The sequence below is a fragment of the Algoriphagus hitonicola genome (assembly GCF_900113375.1).
GTDB classification, from domain to species: Bacteria; Bacteroidota; Bacteroidia; order Cytophagales; family Cyclobacteriaceae; genus Algoriphagus; species Algoriphagus hitonicola.
Genome location: NZ_FOPC01000006.1, coordinates 129,684 through 156,465 on the forward strand (window position 1 = coordinate 129,684; position 26,782 = coordinate 156,465).

22 protein-coding genes and 1 riboswitch are annotated in these 26,782 nt (G+C 42.2%); of the genes, 14 read left to right on the forward strand and 8 right to left on the reverse strand.

All coding sequences use genetic code 11. From position 1 onward, the window contains the following. Positions 1 to 4 precede the first annotated feature (4 nt). The 3 genes from BM043_RS09850 to BM043_RS09860 are packed head-to-tail and all read right to left on the reverse strand — an operon-like array spanning position 5 to position 2,511. Positions 5 to 760 (reverse strand): lysophospholipid acyltransferase family protein, encoded by a 756-nt coding sequence (locus tag BM043_RS09850; protein ID WP_092791183.1) that lies wholly within the window; start codon positions 758 to 760, stop codon positions 5 to 7. After that, positions 753 to 1,130 (reverse strand): globin domain-containing protein, encoded by a 378-nt coding sequence (locus BM043_RS09855; RefSeq protein ID WP_092791185.1) that lies wholly within the window; start codon positions 1,128 to 1,130, stop codon positions 753 to 755. Before BM043_RS09855 ends, BM043_RS09850 begins: the two co-directional genes overlap by 8 nt. A gap of 28 nt (positions 1,131 to 1,158) precedes the next feature. Beyond that, positions 1,159 to 2,511, reverse strand: coding sequence for an NfeD family protein (locus BM043_RS09860; RefSeq protein ID WP_092791186.1), 1,353 nt, complete (start codon positions 2,509 to 2,511; stop codon positions 1,159 to 1,161). Between the two features lie 227 nt (positions 2,512 to 2,738). Here BM043_RS09860 and BM043_RS09865 point away from each other — a divergent pair, with 227 nt between their 5' ends. From BM043_RS09865 to BM043_RS09880, 4 genes are all read left to right on the forward strand, one after another. Further along, the gene (locus BM043_RS09865) at positions 2,739 to 3,929 is read left to right on the forward strand and encodes a LysM peptidoglycan-binding domain-containing protein (RefSeq protein WP_245753012.1); all 1,191 of its coding nucleotides are present in this window, start codon (positions 2,739 to 2,741) and stop codon (positions 3,927 to 3,929) included. Between the two features lie 127 nt (positions 3,930 to 4,056). Then, a complete protein-coding gene (locus BM043_RS09870; RefSeq protein WP_092791190.1) occupies positions 4,057 to 4,659 on the forward strand; it encodes a DUF6992 family protein in 603 nt (200 codons plus the stop codon). A 76-nt stretch (positions 4,660 to 4,735) separates the two neighbouring features. Then, positions 4,736 to 5,293, forward strand: a complete 558-nt coding sequence (locus tag BM043_RS09875; RefSeq protein ID WP_092791193.1) for a hypothetical protein — start codon at positions 4,736 to 4,738, stop codon at positions 5,291 to 5,293. After that, on the forward strand, positions 5,290 to 6,051 hold the full coding sequence (locus BM043_RS09880; protein ID WP_092791195.1) for a TIGR02757 family protein: 762 nt from the start codon (positions 5,290 to 5,292) through the stop codon (positions 6,049 to 6,051). Before BM043_RS09875 ends, BM043_RS09880 begins: the two co-directional genes overlap by 4 nt. On the opposite strand, the gene BM043_RS09885 is transcribed toward BM043_RS09880, so the two are convergent. The 4 genes from BM043_RS09885 to aceK form a co-directional block, all read right to left on the reverse strand. Continuing rightward, positions 6,048 to 7,265, reverse strand: coding sequence for an ATP-grasp domain-containing protein (locus tag BM043_RS09885; protein WP_092791197.1), 1,218 nt, complete (start codon positions 7,263 to 7,265; stop codon positions 6,048 to 6,050). The two genes, BM043_RS09880 and BM043_RS09885, sit on opposite strands and share 4 nt — an antisense overlap. A 2-nt stretch (positions 7,266 to 7,267) precedes the next feature. After that, positions 7,268 to 8,689, reverse strand: a complete 1,422-nt coding sequence (locus tag BM043_RS09890) for a leucyl aminopeptidase family protein (protein ID WP_092791199.1) — start codon at positions 8,687 to 8,689, stop codon at positions 7,268 to 7,270. A 6-nt stretch (positions 8,690 to 8,695) separates the two neighbouring features. Beyond that, a complete protein-coding gene (locus BM043_RS09895) occupies positions 8,696 to 9,811 on the reverse strand; it encodes an alpha/beta hydrolase (RefSeq protein ID WP_092791201.1) in 1,116 nt (371 codons plus the stop codon). 68 nt (positions 9,812 to 9,879) lie between these two features. Then, positions 9,880 to 11,604 (reverse strand): bifunctional isocitrate dehydrogenase kinase/phosphatase, encoded by a 1,725-nt coding sequence (aceK, locus tag BM043_RS09900; protein WP_092791203.1) that lies wholly within the window; start codon positions 11,602 to 11,604, stop codon positions 9,880 to 9,882. 497 nt (positions 11,605 to 12,101) lie between these two features. Here aceK and BM043_RS09905 point away from each other — a divergent pair, with 497 nt between their 5' ends. The 5 genes from BM043_RS09905 (at position 12,102) to BM043_RS09925 (ending at position 15,516) form a co-directional block, all read left to right on the forward strand. Beyond that, positions 12,102 to 12,506, forward strand: a complete 405-nt coding sequence (locus BM043_RS09905; protein WP_092791206.1) for a hypothetical protein — start codon at positions 12,102 to 12,104, stop codon at positions 12,504 to 12,506. Between the two features lie 116 nt (positions 12,507 to 12,622). Then, the gene (locus BM043_RS09910) at positions 12,623 to 13,288 is read left to right on the forward strand and encodes a hypothetical protein (RefSeq protein WP_092791208.1); all 666 of its coding nucleotides are present in this window, start codon (positions 12,623 to 12,625) and stop codon (positions 13,286 to 13,288) included. A 1-nt stretch (position 13,289) separates the two neighbouring features. Beyond that, entirely contained in the window at positions 13,290 to 13,928 is a 639-nt protein-coding gene (locus BM043_RS09915; RefSeq protein ID WP_092791210.1) for an NUDIX hydrolase, read from the forward strand. Positions 13,929 to 13,978: 50 nt separating this feature from the next. Continuing rightward, positions 13,979 to 15,232 carry a DUF819 family protein gene (locus tag BM043_RS09920; protein ID WP_092791411.1) on the forward strand — a complete coding sequence of 418 codons (1,254 nt, stop codon included), beginning with the start codon at positions 13,979 to 13,981 and terminating at the stop codon, positions 15,230 to 15,232. A gap of 26 nt (positions 15,233 to 15,258) precedes the next feature. Then, a complete protein-coding gene (locus tag BM043_RS09925; RefSeq protein ID WP_092791212.1) occupies positions 15,259 to 15,516 on the forward strand; it encodes a (2Fe-2S) ferredoxin domain-containing protein in 258 nt (85 codons plus the stop codon). 4 nt (positions 15,517 to 15,520) lie between these two features. Here BM043_RS09925 and BM043_RS09930 read toward each other — a convergent pair whose 3' ends face one another. Next, positions 15,521 to 15,841, reverse strand: coding sequence for a YbjQ family protein (locus BM043_RS09930; RefSeq protein WP_092791214.1), 321 nt, complete (start codon positions 15,839 to 15,841; stop codon positions 15,521 to 15,523). Between the two features lie 220 nt (positions 15,842 to 16,061). Between BM043_RS09930 and BM043_RS09935 the strand changes: the two genes are divergently transcribed. The 5 genes from BM043_RS09935 to metF all read left to right on the forward strand — a co-directional run bounded on the left by BM043_RS09935 (position 16,062) and on the right by metF (position 26,730). Then, positions 16,062 to 20,348 carry a PAS domain S-box protein gene (locus tag BM043_RS09935; protein ID WP_092791217.1) on the forward strand — a complete coding sequence of 1,429 codons (4,287 nt, stop codon included), beginning with the start codon at positions 16,062 to 16,064 and terminating at the stop codon, positions 20,346 to 20,348. 76 nt (positions 20,349 to 20,424) lie between these two features. After that, positions 20,425 to 21,744, forward strand: a complete 1,320-nt coding sequence (locus BM043_RS09940) for a hypothetical protein (protein ID WP_177188457.1) — start codon at positions 20,425 to 20,427, stop codon at positions 21,742 to 21,744. A gap of 115 nt (positions 21,745 to 21,859) precedes the next feature. Then, a riboswitch (SAM riboswitch) is annotated at positions 21,860 to 21,959 on the forward strand. A 70-nt stretch (positions 21,960 to 22,029) separates the two neighbouring features. Further along, positions 22,030 to 23,085, forward strand: a complete 1,056-nt coding sequence (locus BM043_RS09945) for a homocysteine S-methyltransferase family protein (protein ID WP_092791220.1) — start codon at positions 22,030 to 22,032, stop codon at positions 23,083 to 23,085. A gap of 10 nt (positions 23,086 to 23,095) precedes the next feature. Next, complete coding sequence (gene metH / locus BM043_RS09950; RefSeq protein WP_245753013.1) at positions 23,096 to 25,780, forward strand: methionine synthase; 2,685 nt, start codon at positions 23,096 to 23,098, stop codon at positions 25,778 to 25,780. After that, a complete protein-coding gene (gene metF, locus BM043_RS09955) occupies positions 25,777 to 26,730 on the forward strand; it encodes a methylenetetrahydrofolate reductase [NAD(P)H] (RefSeq protein WP_092791224.1) in 954 nt (317 codons plus the stop codon). The genes metH and metF overlap by 4 nt, the downstream gene beginning before the upstream one ends. The last annotated feature ends 52 nt before the right edge of the window (positions 26,731 to 26,782 follow it).

Genomic DNA, 26,782 nt, shown 5'->3' on the forward strand with positions numbered 1-26,782 from the left:
TTTCTTATTTTTCTAAGGTTGGCACTTCCTTTTTTACCTGATTGTCGTGATCAAGTTGACCCTGGATTACAGCAAAACAAAGATCTCTGAGATCTTGCTCTGTCAGGTTTTCAGATGGATAAATTGCTTCATGAATGACCATTTTTGCTTTTTTAAAATTCAAAAGCAGTTGACTGTCATCGGGTAAAATTAGATGATTATAGCTTAAGGTGACAGGAATTATCGGGATTTGTTTTTCGATCGCCAAACGAAAAGCCCCATTTTTGAAAGGAATCATTTTCGGTGGGTTTTGGGTATAAATGCCTCCTTCGGGAAAAAGCACAATACTGCTTTTCTGATCCAGGGCCAATGCAGCCCTTCGCATGGTTTCTGCCCGACTTTTGAGACGAGATCGATCGACTGCGATGTGCAGTTTTTTGAAATAATAACCAAAAAGTGGCACTTTTCGGATAGAAGCTTTTCCCACAAACTGCACATCTCCCGGAATAAAACCCATCATCGCAATGTCCAAATAGCTGAAATGATTGGCTAAAAATATGTAGGCTTTTCCATTTTCGAGCCTAGCTCGCTGATCAACCTGCACAGGTAGAAATATGAGAGTAAAATACACTTTAGCCCAATATCGGTTGATTTTCCTTCCCAATCGCTGCCAACCGGGAACCCAGATACAGATCAAAAAAAACGGAAAGATGATCAGGAAGCTCAGGACAAATAATAGTCCAGCATAGACTGTATAAATCTTTCGTATTAGCTTACTCATGATTGATCATGTGATTGGCCACTTTGATGAAGTAATTCATCATGAGTTCTCGCACTTCTGGCTCCAACTGGAGTTGATCTATGGAGCTCATCATCGCATTCAGCCAGTGATTTCGCATTTTTCCATCGATTTGCCATTGGAAATGACGCATCCTAAGTCGGGGATGACCACGCTCCTCAGAATAGGTTTGCGGTCCACCAAATACCTGTAGAAGAAAAAGGAAAAGCCTCCGCTCGGCAGGTTTGAGGTCCTGCTCGGGATAGAGCTTTCGCAGCTCCTCGTTTTTGGCCACTTCTTTGTAAAATCCTTCAACTAGTTTCCGGATATTTTCTTCCCCGACAGCTTCGTAAATTGACTGAAATGGATTCATGGGGCAAACTTAGCAAAAAAGGAAATTTTTATCCTTCCCATTTTTTGACCCGAATGGAAGTGCCCTCAGTGGAGATGACGACAATCAACTCATCCTGATCGATAAATTCACCTCTCGAATAAGCGTCGTAAATCTCCCCGTCAATTTCCACCCGACCACTTGGACGCAGTCTTGAATGTACTTTTCCGGTTTTGCCCAAAAGCTCATCACTATAAAAACTGGAAGTATATCCTTCAGCTTTGGACTGAGTGGATGCGAGCGTAATGGTGCTAAATGCTCCCCATTGATTGACTTTAGGCGTGAGCCAAAAAACCAAACCAACTGCTGCCAAAGCTGCTAGAATCACCGTGAGCAAAGCGGCAAAAAGATCTGCCGCCGGCACAAAATCAAAATTGAAGTCTTCATTGGGAAGCATTCCTAAGACCAAACCTCCGAGAATAAATACGATTCCCAAAACCCCAAAAATACCAAATCCTGGGATGACAAACAGCTCAACTGCCAGCAAAACTATTCCCAAAAGGAAAATGATCAACTCCCAGTTTTCTGCTAATCCATTAAGATAATAGGGGATAAAATACAGGATAGTAGCCACAATAGCAGCCAAAATAGGAAAGCCCACGCCTGGAGTCTGTAGTTCGAAATAGATTCCCCCGATGATAATCAGAATTAAAACTCCCGAGATGGCGGGATTGAGAAAAAAGGAAATAATCTGCTCAGTTTCTGAAACTTCATAAGCGACAAGCTCGGCGTCTTGAAGATTTTGAGTTTCTAGGATGTCATCGATAGAGCGAAATTCCCCTTCACAAAAACCAAAGTTGATTGCCTCCGAAACAGAAAGTGTGACTACGGATCCTGCTGCTGTAATGCCTTCGATTTCGATATTTTCATCCACCATGGCTTCGGCGATTTTTGGATCTCGTCCTTTTGCTTCTGCAGTACTTCGCATCATGGAGCGCATGTAGGATTGATATTTATCCGGGGCTGCTGCTCCATCAGCTCCATTGACTACGGTAGCGGCACCGATACTGGATCCGGGAGCCATGTAAATGCTGTCACTGGCAATAGAAATCAAGGCTCCTGCCGAAGCTGCATCTTTATTGATAAAGGTGTAAATGGGGATTTCCGATTCCAAGAGCATAGTTCGGATATCATCGGCATCGTTGACCGCTCCGCCGTAAGTATCCATTTCGATGATGATCAGGTCGGCTTCAGTTTCTTTGGCGTCCTCAAAAGCGAGTTTTACCCGCCGATTCATGGCAGGATCGATGTCCCGATCGATTTTAAAAGTAAATACCTTTTTGATTTCCCGGATTTCTTGTCCAAGTAAATCGTTGCTAATCAAAGAAAAAAGAACAAGAAGACTGAGGCAATACTTAAGCATAGTTTTAAACTTTGTCAAAAGATAACAACGAAATTGCTGGAATGATTGATTTTTGTGTAGAAAAGGAATGAAAAGCCATGTGTCAAATGGGATTTTCTCAAATTGTCCAAAATCATTTTCTTTAGCATAATTCTTGTTACAAAGTTAAATTAAGCAGATTTAATAGCATTTACGCCCTTATTACTATGAGTTTAAAAGAATCCCTTTCCTTTCTAGTTGTCTTGTTCATGATTTCAACGACAGGTTTTGCTACTGAAAATAATCATGCTGCCCTTGATTCAGTGGGGGTAGAGCGAGTAGGGGACAAAACGTATATCTTGCATCAAGTCGAAGCCAAAGAGACACTTTTCGCAATTTCCAGAAGATACCAGACCCCAGTGGGAGAAATCGTGGAAGCCAATGAATCGCTCAAAGCTGGACTTAAAATTGGACAGCAGATTCGAGTACCTTTTATTTCCAAAGCAGAAATCCCAACCGGTTCCAATCTCCATAAGGTAAATGCGGGAGAGACCCTTTTTGCCATTTCCAAAAAATACAATGTATCTGTTGGTGAAATAATGGAGTGGAATCAGCTCAAAGGAAATGACCTGAGCGTTGGACAGGCTTTGATTATCAAGCAAACTGAACCTGCTCCAAATACTGCCATTGCGGAAGCAAAACCGACTCCTGCAAAAGAAAAGTTTAAGGAAGTGGAAGAATCGCTATCTGAACAAAAGCCAATAAGGGAACCTCGAAAGAATGCGGTAGTCGAAAAACCAAAGGCTGAACCTAAAAAAGCTGAATCCGAAAAGGCTGAGACCGAAAAGCCGGAGGCCAAGAAAAATAATTCAAGAAATCCTGAGTCAAAATCAGAAAATCAGAATCCTGCCAAATCTTTAGAAAATAAGAAACCAATCGTGCCGGGAGAGTGGATTTCCCATGAGGTGCAAGCTGGAGAAACCTTGTTTTCACTTGCCAGTCGATATAATGCGAAAGTGGAGGAACTCATCAATTGGAACGCATTAAGCTCCAACAATCTCCGAACCGGTCAAGTAATCAAGGTGGGAAGAGCTGAATCTGGCCCCTCTGAAGTGCCCTTAGTCGGAGAGGCAAAAGTGGTCAGCAATCCTGAAGAGATGAATGAAGTCCCGGATGGAGCCACTAGCGGTGGATTTAAAAATATCCGCGAAACCGGTCAAGCGGAATTAATCGAAGGAACAGGCGGACATAAGAAATATTTGGTGCTGCATCGAACCGCTCCTGTGGGGACGATTATCCGTGTGAAAAACGAAGAAAACGACGTGACAATTTTTGCTCGAGTGGTTGGTGTTTTGCCAGAAACCGGTGATAATTCCAAATTAGTCATTAAGCTTTCACAGGCGGCTTTTGATCAACTCAAAGCTGTGAACGGACGATTCCCAGTCGAGGTAATGTATTGATTTAGAATAGAATCATATTGAAAAAGCTGCTTTTTTAAAGGCAGCTTTTTCTATTTTTAAGCAAAATTAGGTAGATCGAAAACTAAAATCTGCTAAAACTTTCTCTTTCACTTTCGGTTTTCAAATTATGGATCCACGCATTTCTTTTCGTTTTTTATTCATTTTCCTATTCCTCTTCATAGCTGTTGACTCCTTTGGGCAGGAGATTTCCGGGCTTGAAAATTTCAATCAGACCAGATTGGAATACAATAAAAAAGGGATGCTGATTTTGGGGTCTTGGGCAGTGGGAAATATGATTTGGGGAGGATTGGCTGCCCGTCAGCAAAGTGGCGAGTTGAAGGCTTTCCATCAAATGAATCTCTATTGGAATTCGGTTAATTTGGTGATCGCAGGTTTGGGATATTGGCAGGCTACAAAGGAAAGTCCGGGAACAGATTTTTGGCAAACGATGGAAGCTCAACAGGGAATAGAGAAAATCCTGTTAGTCAATGCCGCCTTGGATGTGGCCTACATGGCTGGAGGGTTTTACCTAAAAGAGAGAGGACTTCGAAAATCTAATGAGAGGCTGATTGGTTTTGGAAAATCTGTAATTCTACAAGGTGCTTTTTTATTGGTTTTTGACGGAATTATGTACGGTTTTCACCATGCACATTCCCGGGAGCTACCCGGATTTTTGGAGCAAGTCAGCTTAGGGCCGACTGGATTTTCTTTGAGAATTCCGCTGAATTGATTCCATTTTTTTCTCTTGATCGGTGGATTTGTTATTGCAATGCCTTCGGGGTAACTTTGCATCGGAGTATAGCACCATGAATAAAGTACAATTGTTTTTTCACCATTTGTTCCGGTTTATCTGGAATGCCATTTTTGTGATTTCCTATCCCATCCTAGCCAGTTTCGGAATTATATTTATCGGTCTGACTTGGTTCTTTTCCCAATTATCTCAGCTGTTGACTCGATTGCGACCTGAAGGGAAAAAGGAGGAGTTTAAGGATCAGGAATGGCAAGTCTTGCCCTATTCGGATGGTTTTTTTGAAGCGAAGCCGGTCAAGCAGATCATGTTTGGTCCATCGGGATTTAAACTCAGAAGGACAGATGGGGTTCCCTCGGTGCTTTCGGATTATGTGTTTGGCAATAAAGTCCGGGTGATAGATGAAGGGATAATTCTGGAAAAGTGGAATAGTTTGGACGCTAAGGATCTTCCTGATTTTAATATTTGCCTTTACAATCCGGATGAAGACAGCTTAAAATCCCTGACCAATATTAAATGTTTTGATTGGCATATTGCCGATCGGGTAGAAAACGAACTGCTGTTTAAGTGGTTTGATGGGACTCAAGGCGGAGAAGTAAAAGTTACGATCGGATGATTCAGGATTTAAAAGGATTCCTGGATGAAAAAGTGGATCAATACAATCGCCCCGGTTTTATTCTTCTCGATCCGATATCGATTCCGCATCGCTATTCCAAAAAGCAGGATATCGAAATAGCCGCATTTTTCGCAGCGATTTTGGCTTGGGGCCAGCGAAAAACTATCATCAATAAATGTTTGGAGCTTTTTAAATTGATGGATGACGCTCCCCATGATTTTTTGATCAATCATCAGGAAGGGGATTTGATCCCATTTTTGACCTTTAAGCATCGGACCTTTAATGACATCGACACGCTTTACTTTATTCATTTTCTCAGTTGGTTTTACAAAAACAACACATCCCTAGAAGCTGCATTCTTGAAAAGTGGAAATGCCGACATGGAACAGATTCTTTCCAGCTTTCATGACTTCTTTTTTTCCTTGCCAGATGCTCCTCAGCGGACAAGAAAGCATATTGCAACCCCAAAGAGAAAAGCAGCCTGCAAGCGAATCAACATGTTTCTCAGATGGATGGTCAGAGACGACAATAAGGGAGTTGATTTTGGACTTTGGCAAACACTGAAGCCTTCTCAGCTTATCTGCCCATGTGATCTGCACGTAGATCGGGTTGGACGAAAACTGGGTTTGATCCGTCGCAAGCAAACTGATTGGTTGACCGCGATAGAATTGACCGAAGAATTGCGAAAATTCGATCCTATTGATCCTGTAAAGTACGATTTTGCACTTTTTGGACTCGGGATAGAGGAGAAATTTTAATGGAATTTTTTGACTTCAGGAGCAGCTGCTGATGTAGAAAACTCAGTACTCAGGCGTTCTGCATATTGATCCAATAGATGCCGAACCCGCTTCCGGTCTTTGGACTGGACAATTAATCCAGCATGATATGCTAAAGGAACTCTGAAAAATATCTCCGGATCATCAAAACTTCTTAAATCAGGGTTTTGAGTATGGGAAAGCGTAAGTACGATCCCTCCATAATTTTTGCTTGATTTTGGAGCCTTGTATTCGGTTCCTTTTGCGATTGCATCCTCGATTTTGGCCCATTCAGCCCAAAGATTGACTCCTGTAGCTGCTTCGACCATTTCAGCAAGATGTGCCCCTCCGACACGGGAAGAAGTTTCTAAAAAATAAATTTCACCATCTTCTCGGCATTTGATGAATTCGGTATGTGTGGCGCCGGATTTCATTCCAAATGCTTTCATGATGTCATTGTTCATTTTTTTTATCGCTTTCTCATCCTCTGATCCATACGCTACGGTCGCTGAGCGAAAAATTCCCCCGCCCTGAGAAATCTCCATGGGAGTAGTGAGGTATTGGGATACGGAAAGGAAGATGTTTTTGCCGCCAAGAATCAATCCATCGGCGTGGTAAACGTCACCCGGTTTGAACTGCTCTACTAAGTAATAAAGTCTGTTTTCTCCTAAAGAATGAATATTTTCCCAAAGTTCCTCCTTGGTGTGTACTTTGATAATTCCATGTGCGGAAGCTTCGGATCGGGGTTTTAAAACCCAAGGAGCCGAGATATGATCGGCAAACTGATTGATATCCTCATCATTGAAGAGCGGAGAGAAAGCCGGAACTTTCAAACCGGCATCTTGTGCTTTGATGCGCATGGCAAGTTTGTCCCGGAAATACCGACCGGTGGATTGTCCCATTCCTGCAATTCGTAGATTTTCGCGGAGAAAAGTGGCTTTTTCTACATCATAATCGTCCAAGGCAATGATGGAATCAATTTTATGCTCTTTCATCAATCCTCCTACACCCTGAAGTAAAATATTCAGGTCCCAGTCCAAATCCTGTCCAGGCATGAAAAAGAGTTCATCGATGGATTCAAAAGCCCAAGGACTTTCTTTGAGCTTTTCTGAAGTCACCAAAAAAACCCGATTTCCTTGCTTTTTCAATGCCTGGAGAAAAGCATTTCCCTTAAAATAATTAGAAATACAGAGAAAAGTTTTGGAAGATTCGCTCATGATCAAAGTTGATTTTCGATGAATTTAAGCAATAAATGAACACCGTAAGCAGTTCCTGATTTGCTTTTTGAAAATTCCCCGTCTCCAAAAGCTACCCCTGCAATATCGAGATGAGCCCAGGAAGGATGTTCATGAATAAATGCCTGGAGAAATTTGGCAGCGGTAATAGCACCAGCAATGGGTTTTCCATGGAAATTACGGATATCGGCAATCTCACTGTCCATTTCTTTGCCATAGACATCCCAAATTGGAAGGGGCCAGGCTTTTTCATCGATCAGCATCCCCAGTTTTTGGATTTCTTGGGAAAGCTGTTCATCATTGGAAAATAAGGCGGCTGACTCATAACCAAAGGTCCCTACGGCACTACCTGTTAGGGTAGCAAAATCGAGCAGTGTATCCACTTGATAATTCTTCACTAAATAAGAAAGTCCATCCGCTAAAATCAACCTTCCTTCTGCGTCAGTATCGACTATTTCTATGCTGAGTCCAGCGTGACTACCGATGACTTCTGAGGGCAAGTAGGCATTTTTGTCAATGGCGTTTTCGACTGAGGGAACGATAGTCGTCAAATTGATCGGCAGTCCAAGCTCACCGATCAGCTGGGTAGCAGCCAAAACCGTGGCAGCTCCTCCCATATCGGATTTCATGTAATGCATGCCTTGGGTTTTGACATTGAGTCCACCGGTATCGAAAGTCACTCCTTTACCCACTAATCCGATATGCTTTTTTGCTTGGGGATGACGATATTCTATGACAATGAATTTTGGCGGCTTGGCGGAACCCCGACTTACGGCTAAAAATGCTTCCAAACCCAGCTCTTTAGCCATTTTTTGATCGTAAATCGTCACGTTTACTTGGGGAATTCGGGCTAAGCTTGCTGCCCAATCGGCCAGAAATTCTGGAGTGACTTTATTAGGCGGAAGATCGACCAGTGAAAACGCTTCGATTTTTGCCTTTCCGATTTTCTGAGCCCGATCCAGTGAATTTTCTAAATTCTTGGCTGTTGACAATACAGCGATTTCTAGATTCTCGAAGTTCTTTTTCCGTTCTTTTTTATAAAAATCCAACTGGTAATTCCCCAGCATCAATCCGGTGACGGCAGCTTCTACGACAGCAGAATCAAAAGTCTTATAAAAATCCAGATGAATGGAATTTTCGACCAATTCATGGTTTTTGGCAATTACTCTGCGAAAACTCGTTTCGATGGTCTTGTATTCTGGATCAGTTCCCAAGCCTAGTAGTAGCAGGAGTTTTCCCTCCCGTTCGAATACAAGGGTACTATCTTTTTTTGCGGAAAAGACCCGCGAACTGATCGAGAAATCAGATAGTTTTTCGGCGAGGATTTCATTTCTAAGGTTTTCTGTCACCGGAATGACCGTTAACATACCTTTATTTATCTTCGATTCTTTGGTGCTAAAATTCATAGATTTTTATTCAGGTTTATCACTAAAAAACAGCCATTCGATGGCTTTTGGAAACTCATCACTCCAATAGACTTCATTATGTTTTCCTTGCTCATTTATAGAAAGTCGGATTTTCATTATTCCCTGCAAGCTTTCGCGTTTGAGGAGTCGGTTTCTTAATTTGCTGACATGCTTGACCATGGTTTCGCTTTCATCTCCACCGGCATAGAGATAAAGGCGGGTTTCTTGGGGCTCGAAGAAATCCAAAAAGCTCAGTTTGATTTTCGGAATTACCCAAAGTGAAGGAGAAAATACCATCAGTTTGCCAAATACTTCTGGATAAATCAAACCCGAAAAAATACTGACCAATCCTCCCATAGAGCTTCCACCGATTCCGGTAAATTCCCGCTCGGGTTTGGTTCTGAAAGTTTGATCGACAAAAGGTTTAAGCGTATCGGTAATGAAGCGGATGTATTTTTTGCCATGACCGACGCCCAAAATCGTCCGGCCAAAATTGTATTCTTGGATCCGTTCGGATTCGGCATGCTCGATGGCAATAATGATGATTTTGCCGATTCCGTAGTCAGACATGACGGCTAATTTTTTGTCTATTTGCCAGTTGAAGGCTGATTTCTCATTGAAAAGATTTTGGGCATCATGGAGATATAAAACCGGATAGTTTTGATCCGATGTTTCATAATCATGCGGAAGTAGTGCCCAGATCTTGCGGGTTTTGTTGAGTTGGGGAATTTCAAATTCCTCCGAGATTAAATGGATTTTTGGGAGCTGACTGGGGCGATAGGGGAGCCAGTTTTTTCGCCATTTGGCTACTTTTTCGATTCGGGTAATTTGGTCATCTTTCCAGTGTCGATTGGGGGTTTTGTTGCCATAGCGGTCGATTTCCACTTCGGACCAGTCTCCTTTGGTGAATTTGTAAATGAGCTCACCTTGGAATTTTTCATCAGAGGGGAAAGTAAACTCGTATTTGCCTTCAGCGATTTTATTCATCTGAAAACGGCTGTCCTGTGTGGCCCAATCGTTGAAATTGCCTGAAATATAGACTGGTCGATGATCATCCTGCGGGGTTTGAAGGATGATTTTTCGAGAAGTTTGGGATTTAATAGGAGATTCTTGGAGTTTCATAATCGATGTCCGTGGTTTGTACAAACCAGGAATTACAAAAATAGCCTTTTGCCAATCAAGAATGAAACCTATACTTTTTCGAATGGTCTGAAACGGATTTCTTCAGGATAGGGAAAGGCATGAATCAACTCTCCCTGCTGGATTTTTTGTTGGATTTTTGACCAATGCTTTGGATCAAACAAATCCTGATGGTAAGTGATAAAGTGGTCTTTGAGATCTGCTCGGCCGATCATCCAGCGTTTGAAGTCCTCAGGAAATACATCGTTTTTGGCGATTTCGTACCATGGTTCGGAAGCGTAAATTTGCTCGTAGTTTTCAGGCTTGGGTTTGATCCGAAAATTCATATCCGTCAAAAATTCGATCTCATCGTAATCGTAGAAAATCACTCTTTTCTGTCGGGTCAGACCAAAATTCTTGGTCATCATGTCTCCAGGGAAAATATTGGCTTGGGCAAGCTGTAAAATGGATCGACCGTAGTCCTCCACTACAAATTTGCCCTCCTCAGTACTACAATTTTCCAAATAGATATTAAGAGGTTCCATTTTCCGCTCGGTGTAGAGGTGCTTGATGATCAATTCATCTCCTTGAATTTGAAGAAGGGAATTGACGGTGTTTCTAAGCTCTTTAATCAGTTCTGGGTGAACTCTATCGATCGGGATCCGGAAATACTCAAATTCATGCGTATCGGCCATTCGCCCGACCCGATCATGAAGCGATACCAGTTTGTACTTGTCTCTCACCTCTTGTCGAGTCATACTTTTTGGAGGCTCAAAGTGGTCTTTGATTAATTTAAAGACCACATTTAGAGAAGGCAAGGTAAATACGGTCATTACCATGCCTTTGATTCCCGGTGCTATGACAAATTGATCGGTGCTTTGCTGCAAATGGAGCAGGAAATCGCGGTAAAAAAGAGTCTTGCCGTGCTTGTTGAATCCAATGGCGTTGTAGAGTTCATGCGTTTTTTTGTGTGGGATAACCGAACTCAGAAAGCCCACGATTTGCGAAGGAACTTTGGCCTCGACCATAAAATAGGATCGGGTAAAACTGAAAAGTGTACTCATCATATTCGGATCGAATATCAAAGTATCCACAAAAATCCCTTTGGGACCATGAAGAATAGGAATGATAAAGGGCATCCATTTATTTCCGATGTAGGTTCTTCCGATGAGATAGGCAGCTTTGTTTCTATAAAAGACTGACTTCAAAAGCTCAGTGGTTGTCTCTGGTCCAGGTTGATATCGGGTGAGAATTACCTCTTTGACACTGTTTATCAAGAATTCGACATCGGCTTCTCTATCCATAAATGGCGCTCCAAATTCATAGTCATCCAAGATAGATCGAATGATTTTTTCTAAGCCTAGAAAACCAGGATAGGAATTAACCAGATGACTGTTTTCGTAAATGGTGCATTCGCTGTATCCCTCCATCAAATACATCAGCTCTGGATCTGCAGACATCCCTGGAAAGGCTTTTCGGATGATGGAATTAAAAAATGTCTCGGCTAGTTCGATATCATTCCGATCTGATATGAGCTTTTGGTATTCATTTCGGATTTTGAGCCAGATCATTCGATTTGCGGCATCGGAACCTAGCATTTCTGAAAATTCCCTCACCAATTGGAAAAGAAGGTCTTTGTACAATCGCAATCGCTGACGATGGTTGAGCTGCATGGATACCCAATCCCTGCCTTTAAAATAAACCGGAGCAAGTCGAGTCAGGGTGTCAAACGTATGGATATAGCTTAAAAATCCGTTGTAGATTTTTTCTGCTAAGGGAATGGCTCGATGTGGCATGAGGTAAATTTAGGGGATTGCAGTAGGCTTGACCAAAGTGGTTAAAGATATTTTGTGAAAATGCGGGAATTTTATGCAGACGATTGCATAAAATTTCCGTCAATTGGAAAGAAAAAATCTGAAATTTTTTTTCGAAAACCTTGAAGTTAAATAAGCTTGATTTTGAACGATTTACAGCAAAAATCTATCGGAAAATAAAATTTTGAAAATCTTTCGCAATCGATTGTTTGGAGTATATAAAAACATTTTCTACTTTTCGAAGGTATTCATGAATTGAATATCTACAATAGGTTTAATAGGTTTGAGAGCAGGAAAAGGTCGGATTCATAGTCCGGCCTTTTTTGATTTTTGGGATGAAATTTTCCGATTCGATTAAATCCTTGGTTTAGATGCTGGATTTTTTGGGAATTTGATGAAGATTCTGGATTTGTATGAATAAAATCCATAGTCGAACGGCATTTTTTAGAGCTCGGAATTAATTTTGCTTTAACCTAATCATGAATGAAATTCCAGACATCAAGACCAAACCAAAGGTCAAAATTGACGAACAACTTCTTCGAAAATCGAAAGTCCAGATCGAAACTGAAAAGCAAGTCGTAGTTCATATCCGACTTCAAGTCGATGAACTTCCCAGTTTAATTCGAATTTGGCCCAATACTTTTTTGATTTGTGGCAATACAAATTCAAAATCCAAGCTACTGAACGCAGACCGGATTAGTTTCGCTCCGATGTGGACTCAAATTGACAAAAAAACTTACCGCTTTACCCTGATTTTCGAAGGCCTTCCCAAGGACTGTACATTTTTTGATTTGGTCGAGGAACTCGACACCCTCGATCGATTTGAATATTATGGGATTGCACGAAACCAAAGTGATATTTACCATCTTGATCTTATCCCATGAGGAAAATTTTTTTAGGCTTTTGTCTAGGTATTGCCTCAAATCTTGATCGAACTTCAAGTCCAAGCCCTTGTTTTTTGTGTTGAATGTCCTAGTTTGGTCTTTCTTTTCCCACCATCATGAAAAATAAGCAGCTTCTTTCCTTTTTTATTTTGGCTTGGTTCGGCCTTTTTTCCTGCACTGGCAATTCCTCTGATGAAGAGCAGCAATCTACGGATGAGGTGTCAGATGAAGGTACTGATTTCATTAATCGACTTGATGTGGCTTTGGCTGAAAAAGAAAAATGGACAACTCATTGGTCGGAATATTTGGGAGGTTTTTCGGCTATTGATTTTGAATTGGCCAGTGAAGATTCTCTCGACCAATATGAAATGCCCGAGAAAAACCCTATCGGTGATGACGATCCATTGGCCCCCTATCAGATTCCTCATCCCGGAGGAAACGGCGTGGTGGATATTTATTCCTATAAAATAGAAACCCAGGATGATGAAGGAAACCCTTACCTCAATCCCGACTCGGAGGTGGTTTGGTACAAAGCCGATGGCATGAAAAAGCGTCTTCTATTTATAGGACCTTCTGGGCTTTTTGAGGAAGCGATGTGGTTAAATGAGAATGAGCTGTTGATCATGGGTTTTTTTCAGGAAGAAGCCGGCGCCCGCCCTATGATTTGGTTATTGGATATGGAAACTTTGCGGATGCGGCAGTACAGTTTGGATGAGGCTTCCGATTCCTATCCGGTCAATTCCTATTTGGATTTAAAGATCAAACCGCTTTCCCTGGATTGATATGCGTTTTGAAGAGGCTTTACAGCGGATCAAGGACGGGATAGAAAAGCCCCTTCCCGGGAAAGAGGCACATTTGAAAATGTCACCCCTGCCTGTGGATGCTAAGAGATTTGATCCCAAAATCCCCCTGTCTCATCGAAGAAGCGCCGTTTTAATTATGCTTTATCCCCAAGGGAAAGATGCGTTTTTCCCTTTGATTAAACGGCCTGTTTATCGAGGGGCGCATAGCGGTCAGATTGCTTTGCCTGGAGGCAAAATGGAAGCCACCGATTCTGACATCGTCTTTACCGCTCTGCGGGAAGCAGAAGAGGAAGTAGCAATCAATCCCAATAAGGTAACTGTCCTTGGAAAACTTAGCAATCTCTATATACCGACCAGCAATTTTCTGGTAACTCCAATTCTTGGATTCTCAGAAGAAATACCTGATTTCATTCCAGAAGTGCGAGAAGTGCAGCGAATACTTCCTACCGCTTTGAAATCGCTCTTTGAAGAGCCGGTCAGGCAGCGTACTCAACTCAGGATCAGTCCAAGTCTGGAACTGGATACTCCCTTTTTTGAAATTGATCAGGAAATGGTTTGGGGAGCCACGGCAATGATTTTATCCGAATTTTTAGAATTGCTTCAAGGTAAAGAAGAATAGTCATTTGATCTTTTTTTGGTATTGTTGCAAAGCGAAAAAAAATGAACCTCATGGAAGAAGCCACCCCTTTGTTTACCAATGACGCAGTAGTTTTTGGAATTTTGATCGGTATTGTTGCTTTGGTTTTTGCTACGGCAGAAAGTAAAAGCAGTTTTTTTCAAAAATTTTATCGTGTTGTTCCCACCGTTCTGCTTTGTTATTTTATTCCAGCCGTTTTTAATTCTTTTGGGATAATATCAGGGGAGCAGTCTAATTTGTATTTTGTGTCGAGTAGATATTTATTACCGGCCTCCTTGGTCCTGTTTACAATCAGTATCGACTTCAAAGGGATTTTAAAATTAGGTCCAAAGGCCTTAACCATGTTTTTGGCTGGCACTGTAGGAATCATTCTCGGTGGGCCATTGGCATTATTCACGGTTAGTTTTTTTCAGCCGGAATTATTGGGAGGAAATGGTCCTGAGGAGATTTGGCGGGGATTGGCGACTATAGCAGGTTCCTGGATTGGAGGCGGAGCTAACCAAACCGCCATGTTGGAGGTTTTCGGGGCAAGTCCCTCACTATTTGCTCAGATGATCGCAGTCGATGTGTTGGTGGCCAATTTATGGATGGCTTTTCTCTTGTACTGGGCGGGCAATCCGGAAAAAATCGATAAGTTTTTTAAAGCAGACAATACCGCCATCTATGAGTTGAGGGATAAAATTGAGGGATTTAGGGCCGGAATTATGAAAATCCCGACACTTGCCGATACCATGAAAATCATGGGAATAGCCTTTGGAGTGACAGCAATATCACATTTGATTGCGGATATTTTGGCCCCTTATATCGGTGAGAATTTCCCGAATCTGGACCAATATTCGTTAAACTCAACTTTCTTTTGGATCGTGGTAATTGCAACTACCTTGGGTTTAGTACTGTCTTTTACCAAAGCACGAAATCTCGAGGGAGCAGGAGCTTCTCGATTTGGTTCGGTGTTTTTGTATGTGTTAGTGGCTACGATTGGGATGCAGATGGATTTGGGAGCGGTATTGGATAATCCCATTTTATTTGTAATCGGGATTGTTTGGATTCTGTTTCATATCATCATCATGCTTGTAGTGGCATGGATTATCAAGGCGCCATTTTTCTACGTTGCCGTAGGGTCTCAGGCCAATATCGGTGGAGCAGCGTCGGCTCCGATTGTAGCCTCAGCTTTTGATGCTTCTTTGGCTCCGGTGGGAGTGCTTTTGGCAGTTTTAGGTTATGCTTTGGGAACTTATGGTGCCTATTTGAGTGCTGTAATGATGCAATGGATTTCTGGCTTGTAGCTGGACTTGGGATTATAGACTGAAATATGAAACATAAGCGGCAATTGGTTTTTCTTTGTGGTGGTTCCGATTGCAAGGGGGCTGGATCGAAGACTATTAAAAAAGAGTTGAAAAGCGAATTGAAATCAGGTGTTCTGAAAGGACATTGTAAGTTGATAGAAACCAAATGTCTCGATATGTGCAAGTCTGCGCCGGTGGGGATTGTCGGGAATCATTTTTGTAAAAAGGCCTCTGCTGACCATATCGTCAAAGAAATAAAAAAAGCCCTGGATTTGCAGGGCTAAAAACTTAGATTTGGGTGACTTTGACTGCTGTGCCACTGGCGGTGACCATCAGCATTCCGTCGCGAATCGTTTCGTAATCCAGGTCTATGCCCACAATGGCATTGGCACCAAATCCTCGGGCTTGCATTTCCATTTCGGCCATGGCGGTAGCTTTGGCTTCTCGCAGAACCCGCTCATAGGCAGAGGATCGGCCGCCTACAATGTCAGTGATACTCGCAAAAAAATCCTTGAATACATTGGCTCCGATGATGGTTTCTCCGGATACGATTCCCAGATAAGCTTCGATTTTGTGTCCTTCAAGGCTGTTAGTGGTCGTGATGATCATGTTGTTTTGTTTAAAGTTTCGATTAAGTTTTTAGCACGGATTTTAATCGGTAAAAGTTTCAGAAGGGAGACATTTCGTTTGGTTAAGGCCCAAAAATCTAAAATGACCACATCATTACTCTACGACCAATGAAGCCAACATTACCTAAATTTTTATAAAAAAAAGCTGAGGGAATGATCGAAAACACCTGATAATTTCGAATAAATTTATATTTTTCGACATGAGTCAACTTCAACATTTTGATATTTCAGATTTTTTGAATGAGATCAAGGAGCCCTTATTTTTAATGGATTCCGAAGAAATTATTTTTTGGAATTCCTACGCAAAAGAACAGTTTGAGGGGCTTCCGGATAGCTGGAAAACTTGGTTTGAAAATGAGGATTTTATTCAGTTGATCAATGAATTTTTTCAATCAGGAGTGGTTCCAAATAGGAATTTCTACAAAACATTAAGCCATCAAAATGGAGAGAAAATCAGGTTTGAATGGAGTTTCACCAATTTGCCCTCCAGCTATACTTCGAGGTTTCTCATCGTAAAAGGAAGCCGGGTTAAATATTATGGTTCCAGTCCTTTTCGGCATCATCTGACCAGGGAGTCAAATCAAGAAAAAGAGGAATTGAATTATATTCAGAGTATTCTCAACAACAGTCATGATCTGATTGCGATTTTGGATGAGCAGGGGAATTACAAATTCATTTCCGAATCAGTGGGACAAAAACTAGGGTTTCCCGTAGAGTCGATTTTGGGAAAAAACTTCCGGGATTTAGAAAAAGAAGGCATTATCGAATTGGTCAAAGGATCCTTTGCTGAGGTATTAAATTCAGAACCAGATCAAGAAGTGCCGATTGATTTTTGGATCAAAAGAAGTAATGGCCTTCAGGTTTATCTGGAAAGCTACGGCAAAAATCTACTTGACCATCCAGAGATTCGTGGGATATTATTTAGTAGTCGGGATATTACTGATTTTGTGGAGACGGGAAAGTCCTTACAAAAACGATATGAGATCGAAAACTTGATCAATCAGGTTTCTTCTCGGCTGATCAATGGGCAGTTGACAGAAATAGAACGCGATTTTCAGGATGCGCTGAAGCTATTTGGTGATTTTTTAAAAGCGACTCAAGCCTTTGTATTGATTTTTAACCGTGATACCGATTTATTAGAAATTTTAAATTCTTGGAGCCAATCGGATCAAAAAAATACATTGAAGGATTTTATTCCCGAATTGGTAAATTCCAGAAAAAATCGGCTTGAGGCAGGGATTGTGAAGTTGATCGAACCTGAAACCGATCGGGATAAGTTCTATCATCTTTTCATCCCGATGAACTCCGCCTCAAGAATGCACGGGGTGATCTATTTTGAAATTGAAACTTCCAATTTACAATTTGCAGAAAAGGAACTACAGATCTTCAGACAGCTGGGGGATATCTTAGCAGGGGCGTATTTAGGTAGATTGATGACCAGAAGACTGGAGCGGAACGAAAATCTACTGACTACTACCGAAAGGCTTTCCAAATCCGGTTCTTGGAGGTTTAATACCAGCAAAAATCTTTTTTATGTTTCTGGAGGATTGGCTAGACTTTTCGAACTGGGAGATCGACCGCTTACGGCAGAGTATTCTTCCTTGATTTATAAAATTGAAAAACCCGACCGGGCTCGCTTTGTCAAGCATCTGAAACAGGTGATCAAAACCAAAGGACAGGTTTCGGGAGAGTTTATGATCCGGACTGCAGATCAAAAAATCAAATTTCTGAGTTATGAAATCGAAGTGAAGGAGGATTTCTTTAGATCCGGTTTGGAGGTTAATGGATTCTGCACGGATATTTCGCACAAGCGGGCGGCAGATGAGCATTTGCGCTTGCAGTCACAGATTTTGGCCCAGGTGGATGACCCGATTATGGTTACGGATTTAAACCTGAAGGTGATTTATTTAAATGAAGCAGCGTCACAGTTTTTTAAGACCAAATCTTCTAACCCCATCAATAAATCGATTGATGATATTTTGAACATTCAATGGGGAAAAACCTCCTCATTGTCGGTTATTGCCGAGCGGCTTGAAGTTGGCGATTCCTGGAGGGAAGAAGTGGTTTTAACTACAGATCGGGTGGATGGACTTCCTTATGAATTATCCATTCAGGGGATTCATGCCGAGGCAAAAGAAAAAATCGGATATTCCTTTTTGTTTAGGAGTTTGGTAGAGCGATACCAAAGCCAAGAAATAGCGATGAGAGCCAGAAAAATCGTCGAGAATAGTCCTGCGATACTTTTTAGAGTGGACCCTAATGACGAATACCGAATTCATTATATCTCAGAAAATATCAACCGGTTTGGGTATAGCTCCAAGGAGCTGATGGACCAAGGAATACAGTTTATGGAGCTGGTTCACCCCGAAGATGTGATTAAAATAAATGCACAAAAAGAAAAATTGAGAGGCCAGTCAGGAGTTCCCTCGTTTTCAGGTCAATATCGGATCAAACATAAGGCAGGGCATTTTGTCTGGGTCGAGGACAAAACCACAGATGTACGAAACAAAAGTGGGGAGATCATCATGCACGAGGGGCTCTTTCAGGATATTTCGGAGCGAAAAAGCTTTGAAGTATTCAAAGCCGAAAAAGAAAAACAATACCGGGTTTTGGCTTCCAATATTCCCGGAACAAACATTTTTTTACTGGATGCCAATCGACGATATATTTTAGCCGAGGGGACCAATTTTGACTACTGGGAGTTAAAGCCGGAAGACTTTGAGGGAAGGCATCTTTCTGAAATTGTCTTGACGGATCCAAAGCAGATCGAAGAATTATTGGACCGGGTGTATTTTGACCAAGAAATCGTCGAATCCGAATTCAAGCTTAAAGACCGATGGTACTATCGGTTGATGAGGCCTATTATGGAGGATGGAAAAGTAGCCTATGCATTGACCATTATTCGGGATATCACCTCCGAATATGAGGCAAAGGCCAACCTTAAACGATCGGAGGAAAAATACCGCACCTTGGTAGAGGAATCCACTGAGATTATTTTCTCCTTATCGGAAACCTTTATTTTGGATTATGTTTCGCCTAATGTGAGCCAATTTTTGGGCTATGAGACTGCAGAGGTGTTGGGAAAAAGCATCTTTGAGTATTTGAATCCTGAAGATTTGGATTTGTTTCAATCCATGCTGAGTGAATCCCGGGATTTTTTGGCAGAAAATCAATTTTTGGAATTTAGACTGCGCCACAAAGACGGGACTTATCGCATCTTTAATTCAAACGGTAAGATGATCTTGGACAAAAGCTCTGATACCCGATACTATACCGGGATTGCCCGGGATATTTCAAAACTGAAGGAAGCTCAGCGCGAACTACTTTTGGCAAAGGAAATGGCAGAAATGGCTTCTCAGGCAAAATCTCAGTTCCTATCCATCATGAGTCACGAAATCCGAACTCCAATGAATGCAGTAATCGGTTTAGCCCATTTTTTAATGGAAGAAGATCCCCGACCTGATCAACTCGAAAACTTAAAAACACTTCAGTTTTCTGCAGAGAATCTCATGGCTTTGATTAATGATATTTTGGATTTTAACAAAATCGAATCCGGAAAAGTGGAACTCGAATCCATTCCCTTTGATTTGAAAAATCTGATCCAGCGCATCATTCATTCCCACAGTTTTCAGGCACATGAAAAACCCATAGAAATCCTCACCGAGTTTGACGAAGCCATTCCTGAACTAGTCATCGGCGACTCCATCCGAATCGGCCAAGTGGTAAATAATCTCGTTTCAAATGCAATAAAATTTACAGAGCGAGGTCAGGTAAAAGTTTGTCTTAAAGTTGCAAATAAAGAATCGGAAAAAATAAGAATCCTGTTTCGATTTGAAGACACGGGCATAGGAATACCGGAAGATAAGGTCGGCGGAATATTCGAAGCGTTTACACAGGCAAGCTCCTCCACGACGCGAAAATTTGGGGGTACAGGACTTGGTTTGGCGATCGTCAAGCGGCTGATCAATTTACATGGAGGGGAAATTGATTATCAATCAAATCCTCAGGGAGGAAGTATCTTTGAGTTTGAGATCGAATTCAGTTTTCCGAATGAGACGATAAAAAGGACTGCGCAAGAAAAGGAATCTCTGCCCAAATCACTTCAGCAAGCCTCTATTTTGGTGGCTGAGGACAATACAGTCAATCAGATTTTAATTCGGAAATTCCTTAAAAAATGGAATGCCGGCAATTTGGTTTTTGCTGCGGATGGTCAAGAAGCGATGGAAATGTTTGAAAAAGGTGATTTTGACTTGATTTTAGTCGATCTCCAAATGCCTATCATGGATGGATTTACGGCAGCTAGAAAAATGCGAAATCACGCTGATCCTAAGAAGTCAAGACTTCCTATTTTGGCTTTGACGGCGAGTTCATTTCATGAGGTAAAGGATGCCTTAGAGGAAATCGGGTTTGACGATTACATTCCCAAGCCTTTTTCTCCAGAAGTCCTTTATGAAAAATTGATTAAGCATCTTCGGTCCAAAAATTGACCGGATTTGGGTTTTAGCATTAATTTTGCCTAATCGGTAACTCAATCATCTCAAATGCAAAACCCACCTAAAGCAAATGTCTATTTTTTGTAGAATTAGCCTACTGTTTCTTTTTTTGGGGTTTTTCTACCCTAATGCTCAAGCTCAACGACTGCTGGACAAGCGCTCGAGTTTTTATTCCACAGTAGGAATCAGTGGAGCAAAGCTCAATCAATTTGACAATATGCTGGCAGATCGAGGATTGTCAGGATTGCGACAGCGCTACCGCACGATTGGGTTAGGTTATCAAACACGGATCAATGATTTCGTTTTGGGAATGGAACTGTTTCAAAACCGAAGTGCCCAGAGTAGATTGGACGATTATCGGATTGGATACCGGACTTCACGTGCAGTTGTAAATATTGGATACTCCTTTACCGAGGAGGGCAAGTTTCAGCTTATCCATTACATGTCTATGGGGTTGGGTTTTTTGAATTTTCAGATGTTACCTGATGATCGTCCCTCAAACCTAGATGATTTTTTGGCAGATCCTGCTGATGGATTTATTCTTCGAAAAATGGATATCCATAAAGGGACCAAGAATTTTGGTGGATTTTTAACCGAAATCGGGTTTCAGCTAAGCTATGATTTTAACCTTTTGGGTAGAAAAGAAGCACTTTTTGTATTGGCCAAAATGGGTTATTCCTTTAGCCCTTTTGAGGGCAAGTGGGAAATGAATGACATGTCTTTTGACAATACTCAGGCTGGAGCATTTTTCCGGGTTGGGGCAGGGGTGACGCTGCCGGACAGGAATTTTTTCTACAAAGACGCATCGGTGACCTTTCAGCTTTTGTCAGGAATTCATTTTACAAAGGCTGATGGTTTTAATGAGCAGCTCGTTCGGGCTGGATATGAACCTTTAGAAGGACGACCTTCCAATTTGGGTTTAAGAATGCTGGTCGAAAACGGTGGTTTTTTGTACGGATCGGATGTGTTTAACCTTTCCAGTAGCGGGACTGCCAATGAGCAGCGGGAGCATTCCTTGAATAGCCTGAGAGTCTATGCTTTGGCCGGACATAAAGTCATCCAGTTTAGGAATTTCAGTATTGCTGGTTTGGCTGGATTAGGTTTTGGAAACCTCCGATACAGCCTCCTTCAAAAAGATAAGCCTGATTTTCCGGAGCTATTTGAAAAGCGGAAGTTTGACGGGTACTTACGAAACTCGGGTTTGATGGCAAAACCTGAATTGATGGTCGAATACGGAATGCCAGTGACCAAACGGAAACTTTTTGATTTGGTATTTTCAGCTTCTTTCGGTTATGAGCTTGCCCTCGCCAATTACCGGTTGGGAGAATTTGACATGGCCAACTACATGAGTGCCCCTTATCTGATGTTTGGGATTGGTGTCCGACCTTGATGATTTGGAGCCAAATTAATTTTTCCCCTAGAATTTCATAAAAATTTTCACCCAAACTATTCAAAAATCTAATAAACCCACTGTTTTATTGACCGATAGCTATTACCTTTGCTAAAGCTTATCGAGAAAGACCGAGGGAAGGGCCCTATGACGTCTTAGCAACCTGAATCCAAGGTGCTAACTCCCATTCTGGAAATGCCGGAAAAAGATGAGCGGAAAAAGAATACATTAGTACTTTTCTCCGTGTTTTGCTCGATAAGCTTTTTAATAGAAAATAGAACGCAGATGCAAAACCAAACGAATATTCTTCTCAAGGCGCTACAAAAAAAAATACTGATTTTGGACGGTGCCATGGGAACCATGATTCAGCGATATACTCTGACGGAAGATGATTTCCGAACTCCTGAGCTGAAAAATCACCCCAAATCACTCAAAGGAAATAATGATTTATTGTCGCTCAGCCGGCCAGAAATCATTAAAGCCATCCATGCCGAGTACCTCGAGGCTGGAGCTGATATCATTGAGACCAATACCTTTTCAGGGACTTCAATCGCGCAGGCAGATTATGAACTCTCTCACTTGGCCTATCAGATCAATTTTCAATCAGCAAAAATCGCCCGAGAGGTTGCTGATGAATTTACTGCCAAAGACCCTTCGAAGCCCCGTTTTGTGGCAGGAGCAATGGGCCCCACCAACCGTACAGCTTCTATCTCACCGGATGTAAATGATCCGGGTTATCGTGCTGTGAATTTCGATCAGTTGGCAGAAGCCTACTCCGAGCAAGTTCGCGGTTTACTCGACGGAGGAGTGGATATTTTATTGGTAGAGACGATTTTCGATACACTCAATGCCAAGGCGGCATTGTATGCAATTCAAGACGTTTTTGAAGAACGCAATATTCCTTTGGATCCAAAAGATGGGGGAATTTCAATCATGATTTCCGGTACGATTACGGATGCTTCAGGACGGACACTATCTGGTCAGACTACTGAAGCCTTTTTGATTTCTGTATCACATGTCCCTTTGCTTTCAGTAGGTTTAAACTGTGCCTTGGGAGCTAAGGAATTGCGGCCTTATCTGAAAGTTTTAGCGCAAAACGCACCATTTTACGTTTCTGCCTATCCCAATGCAGGATTGCCCAATGAGTTTGGGGCTTATGATCAGGGAGCAAATGAAATGGCCGATCAAGTACGCGATTTTTTGAAAGAAGGGATGTTGAATATTTTGGGAGGCTGCTGCGGAACCACCCCCGATCATATTCGAGCCATGGCAAAACTTGCGGCTGAATTTCAACCTAGAAAAATTGAAGAAGAACTGGAAGAGGAGGGAGCTGATGTCTAAATCAACGTATATGAAATTATCGGGTTTGGAGCCGTTGATTTTCAGCCCGAATATCAATTTTGTCAATATCGGTGAGCGAACTAATATCACGGGTTCGAAGAAATTTGCCCGATTGATCCTGAATGGCCAATACGATGAGGCCTTGGAAGTGGCATTGGATCAGGTGAGGGGAGGAGCGCAGATTTTAGACGTCTGTATGGACGAAGGTATGCTTGACGGAGAAGCGGCCATGGTTAAATTTTTGAATCTGATCGCCTCCGAACCGGAAATCAGTCGGATTCCAATCATGATTGACAGCTCCAAATGGAGTATCATTTTGGCGGGCCTGAAGTGTGTACAGGGGAAGGGAATTGTCAATTCGATTTCGCTAAAAAATGGGGAAGAAGAGTTTATCCAGCAAGCCAAGACCATCAAGAAATTTGGTGCGGCTGTGGTCATCATGGCTTTTGATGAAGATGGACAAGCCGATACCTATGAGCGAAGAATCGAGATCTGTGAGCGGAGCTATCGAATCTTGGTGGATCAGGTGAAATTTAATCCTCAGGATATCATTTTTGACCCAAATATTTTCCCCGTGGCTACAGGAATGGATGAGCATAAAAAAAATGCGCTTGATTTTTTCTTGGCCACCAAATGGATCAAAGAAAACTTACCCGGCGCCAAAGTCAGCGGGGGAGTGAGTAATGTGTCTTTTTCATTTCGGGGGAATAACCCGGTGAGAGAAGCGATGCATGCAGCTTTTCTTTATCATGCGATTCATCATGGGATGGATATGGGTATCGTCAACCCGACTATGCTGGAGGTGTATGATGACATCCCAAAAGATCTTTTGGAGCGTGTGGAAGATGTGCTTTTTGACCGGAGGGAAGATGCTACTGAGCGATTGTTGGACTTTGCGGAAACGGTGAAAGCAGCCGACAAAAAAGAAGTCGTCAATGAGGCTTGGAGATCCGATCCGGTGTCAAAGCGGATTGAACATGCACTGGTTAAAGGAATTCTGGATTTTATCATTGAGGATATCGAGGAGGCAAGGCTGCAACTGAAGGAACCGCTGAAAGTCATCGAGGGACCGCTTATGGATGGGATGAATGTGGTGGGTGATCTTTTTGGAGAAGGAAAAATGTTTCTTCCCCAAGTGGTCAAGTCTGCCCGGGTGATGAAAAAAGCAGTAGCCTATTTGGAGCCCTTTATGCCTTTGCCGGAAGAGGGTCAAGAAGCCTCTTCTTTGAAAAAAATTCTACTCGCTACCGTAAAAGGTGACGTTCACGACATTGGGAAAAATATAGTCGGGGTAGTTTTGGCTTGTAATAGTTATCAGATCATTGATCTCGGTGTGATGGTCGATGCGCAGAAAATCATCGATGAAGCTATTAAGAATAAGGTAGATATCATCGGATTGAGTGGTTTGATTACTCCTTCGCTGGACGAGATGGTTACGGTCGCTTCAGAAATGGAGCGTCAGGGATTGAAGATCCCGCTTTTGATCGGCGGGGCGACTACTTCTCGCATTCACACTGCAGTGAAAATCGATCCGGTTTATTCCGGAACAGTCATTCATGTGACTGACGCCAGTAAATCTGTCCCTATCGCAGGGGAATCGATCTCCGAGGAAACCAAGGATGCATATCATCTGAAAATAAAGGAAACCTATCAGCAGCTTAGAGTAGAGCACGAGGCAAAGCAGGCAGTTAAACAATTGGTGAGCTATGAAGAAGCTAAATCCAATCCTGTAGAAATCGACTGGACAAATTATCAGCCGGTAAAGCCGAATGCGTTAGGGAAAACTATTTTGAATGATTTGGATCTTTCGGTCTTGAGAAACTACATCGACTGGACCCCATTTTTCAGTACCTGGATGCTGAGTGGTCGATATCCCAAAATTCTCGAGGATCCAATCGTAGGAAATGAAGCTAAAAAGCTATTTGCTGATGCTCAAGCTATGCTGGATCAGATCATTTCTGAAAAATGGCTGACAGCCAAAGCGGTATTTTCTTTATTTCCGGTTAACCGAAGGGAAGACGATGCGTTAGTCTTTGAGCCAAACGCAGCGAATGTTAGTTTGGGTCAATTTCACTTTTTGCGACAGCAGGGAAAAAAAGGCAGGGGAGTTCCCAATCGATCCTTGGCCGATTATCTCCATCCCGACAAAACTGACTTTATGGGTTGCTTTGCCGTGACAGCAGGGCTTGGAATGGAGTCAAAACTTGCCGAATTCCAGTCTGCCGGGGATGATTACAATGATATTTTATTCAAGGCTTTGGCGGATCGGCTTGCCGAGGCCGCTGCCGAATATGTCCATGAATTAGTCAGAAAAGAATATTGGGGATATGCCAAGGAAGAAAGCTTGGATAACGATTCACTAATTCGCGAAAGTTACCTGGGAATTCGCCCAGCTCCTGGCTATCCGGCCTGTCCCGAGCATTCTGAAAAAGAAACGATTGCTAGGATTTTGGATCTAGAAAAATCCATTGGAATTACCTTGACTGAGAGTTTTGCGATGTATCCAACGAGTTCTGTATCGGGCTTTTATTTTGGTCATCCAGAGTCCAAATACTTTGGATTGGGTAAAATCGCCCAAGATCAAGTTGCAAGTTATGCTGATCGCAAGGGAATTTCACTAGAGCAAGCCGAGCGTTTATTATCACCCAATTTGGCCTATACGCCATCCACTTTACTTGTGAATCAAGTTTTATGAAAATAACTGAACATCTGAAAAACGCGAAAAAGACTGTTTTTTCGTTTGAAATCCTGCCTCCGCTTAAAGGACAGAGTTTGAATGAGCTTTTGGAAGGGATTGCCCCTTTGATGGAATTCAATCCTCCATTTGTCGATGTAACGTATCATCGGGAGGAATTTATTTACAAAAAACATCCCAATGGATTGCTGGAAAAAGTAAGCACTAAAAAGCGCCCGGGAACGGTTGGTATTTGCGCGGCGATTATGAATCGCTTTCATGTGGATGCAGTGCCGCATTTGCTTTGTGGAGGCTTCACCAAAGAGGAGACTGAAAATGCATTGATCGATCTGAATTTTATTGGTGTGGAAAATGTCTTGGCTTTGCGTGGGGATGCTCCAAAAACTGAAGGTAGGTTTGAACCCGAAAAGGACGGTCATCATTTTGCCAGTGAATTGGTAGAGCAGATTATTCGTATGAATAATGGAAAATACCTTCATGAGGAGACGGAAACGAGTTTTCATACTAATTTTTGTGTAGGCGTGGCGGGCTATCCGGAAAAACATTTTGAAGCACCTTCTCTTAAGTTTGACCTGAAATACCTGAAAGATAAAATTGACAAGGGAGCAGAATATATCGTAACTCAGATGTTTTTTGACAATCAAAAATTCTTTGAATTTGAGCGAAAAGTGCGTGAGGCGGGAATTGAAGTGCCTATTATCCCAGGCTTAAAACCCATCACCACGTTGGGACAAATCACGATGCTCCCACGAACGTTCTTCCTGGATTTGCCGGATGCTCTGACTGATGAACTCGTGAAGTGTAAAACCAATGCTGAAGTGAAAGAAGTTGGGATCGCATGGGCCATAGCGCAAAGTAAGGAGTTGGTTGCCGCAGGAGTACCAAGTCTGCATTTTTATACGATGAGCAAGGCGGATGCAACGTATAAGATTGCCAAGGAGGTGTTTTAGTTTAACTGGATATAGCTAGTGACCCGATGGGGTTTGATTTTCGGAATTCGGT

Bases quoted from the DNA above. Each gene is read 5' to 3' on its own strand.
- BM043_RS09850 (WP_092791183.1), bottom strand. From the start codon at position 760: ATGAGTAAGCTAATACGAAAGATTTATACAGTCTATGCTGGACTATTA.
- BM043_RS09855 (WP_092791185.1), bottom strand. From the start codon at position 1,130: ATGAATCCATTTCAGTCAATTTACGAAGCTGTCGGGGAAGAAAATATC.
- BM043_RS09860 (WP_092791186.1), bottom strand. From the start codon at position 2,511: ATGCTTAAGTATTGCCTCAGTCTTCTTGTTCTTTTTTCTTTGATTAGC.
- BM043_RS09865 (WP_245753012.1), top strand. From the start codon at position 2,739: ATGATTTCAACGACAGGTTTTGCTACTGAAAATAATCATGCTGCCCTT.
- BM043_RS09870 (WP_092791190.1), top strand. From the start codon at position 4,057: ATGGATCCACGCATTTCTTTTCGTTTTTTATTCATTTTCCTATTCCTC.
- BM043_RS09875 (WP_092791193.1), top strand. From the start codon at position 4,736: ATGAATAAAGTACAATTGTTTTTTCACCATTTGTTCCGGTTTATCTGG.
- BM043_RS09880 (WP_092791195.1), top strand. From the start codon at position 5,290: ATGATTCAGGATTTAAAAGGATTCCTGGATGAAAAAGTGGATCAATAC.
- BM043_RS09885 (WP_092791197.1), bottom strand. From the start codon at position 7,265: ATGAGCGAATCTTCCAAAACTTTTCTCTGTATTTCTAATTATTTTAAG.
- BM043_RS09890 (WP_092791199.1), bottom strand. From the start codon at position 8,689: ATGAATTTTAGCACCAAAGAATCGAAGATAAATAAAGGTATGTTAACG.
- BM043_RS09895 (WP_092791201.1), bottom strand. From the start codon at position 9,811: ATGAAACTCCAAGAATCTCCTATTAAATCCCAAACTTCTCGAAAAATC.
- aceK (WP_092791203.1), bottom strand. From the start codon at position 11,604: ATGCCACATCGAGCCATTCCCTTAGCAGAAAAAATCTACAACGGATTT.
- BM043_RS09905 (WP_092791206.1), top strand. From the start codon at position 12,102: ATGAATGAAATTCCAGACATCAAGACCAAACCAAAGGTCAAAATTGAC.
- BM043_RS09910 (WP_092791208.1), top strand. From the start codon at position 12,623: ATGAAAAATAAGCAGCTTCTTTCCTTTTTTATTTTGGCTTGGTTCGGC.
- BM043_RS09915 (WP_092791210.1), top strand. From the start codon at position 13,290: ATGCGTTTTGAAGAGGCTTTACAGCGGATCAAGGACGGGATAGAAAAG.
- BM043_RS09920 (WP_092791411.1), top strand. From the start codon at position 13,979: ATGGAAGAAGCCACCCCTTTGTTTACCAATGACGCAGTAGTTTTTGGA.
- BM043_RS09925 (WP_092791212.1), top strand. From the start codon at position 15,259: ATGAAACATAAGCGGCAATTGGTTTTTCTTTGTGGTGGTTCCGATTGC.
- BM043_RS09930 (WP_092791214.1), bottom strand. From the start codon at position 15,841: ATGATCATCACGACCACTAACAGCCTTGAAGGACACAAAATCGAAGCT.
- BM043_RS09935 (WP_092791217.1), top strand. From the start codon at position 16,062: ATGAGTCAACTTCAACATTTTGATATTTCAGATTTTTTGAATGAGATC.
- BM043_RS09940 (WP_177188457.1), top strand. From the start codon at position 20,425: ATGTCTATTTTTTGTAGAATTAGCCTACTGTTTCTTTTTTTGGGGTTT.
- BM043_RS09945 (WP_092791220.1), top strand. From the start codon at position 22,030: ATGCAAAACCAAACGAATATTCTTCTCAAGGCGCTACAAAAAAAAATA.
- metH (WP_245753013.1), top strand. From the start codon at position 23,096: ATGAAATTATCGGGTTTGGAGCCGTTGATTTTCAGCCCGAATATCAAT.
- metF (WP_092791224.1), top strand. From the start codon at position 25,777: ATGAAAATAACTGAACATCTGAAAAACGCGAAAAAGACTGTTTTTTCG.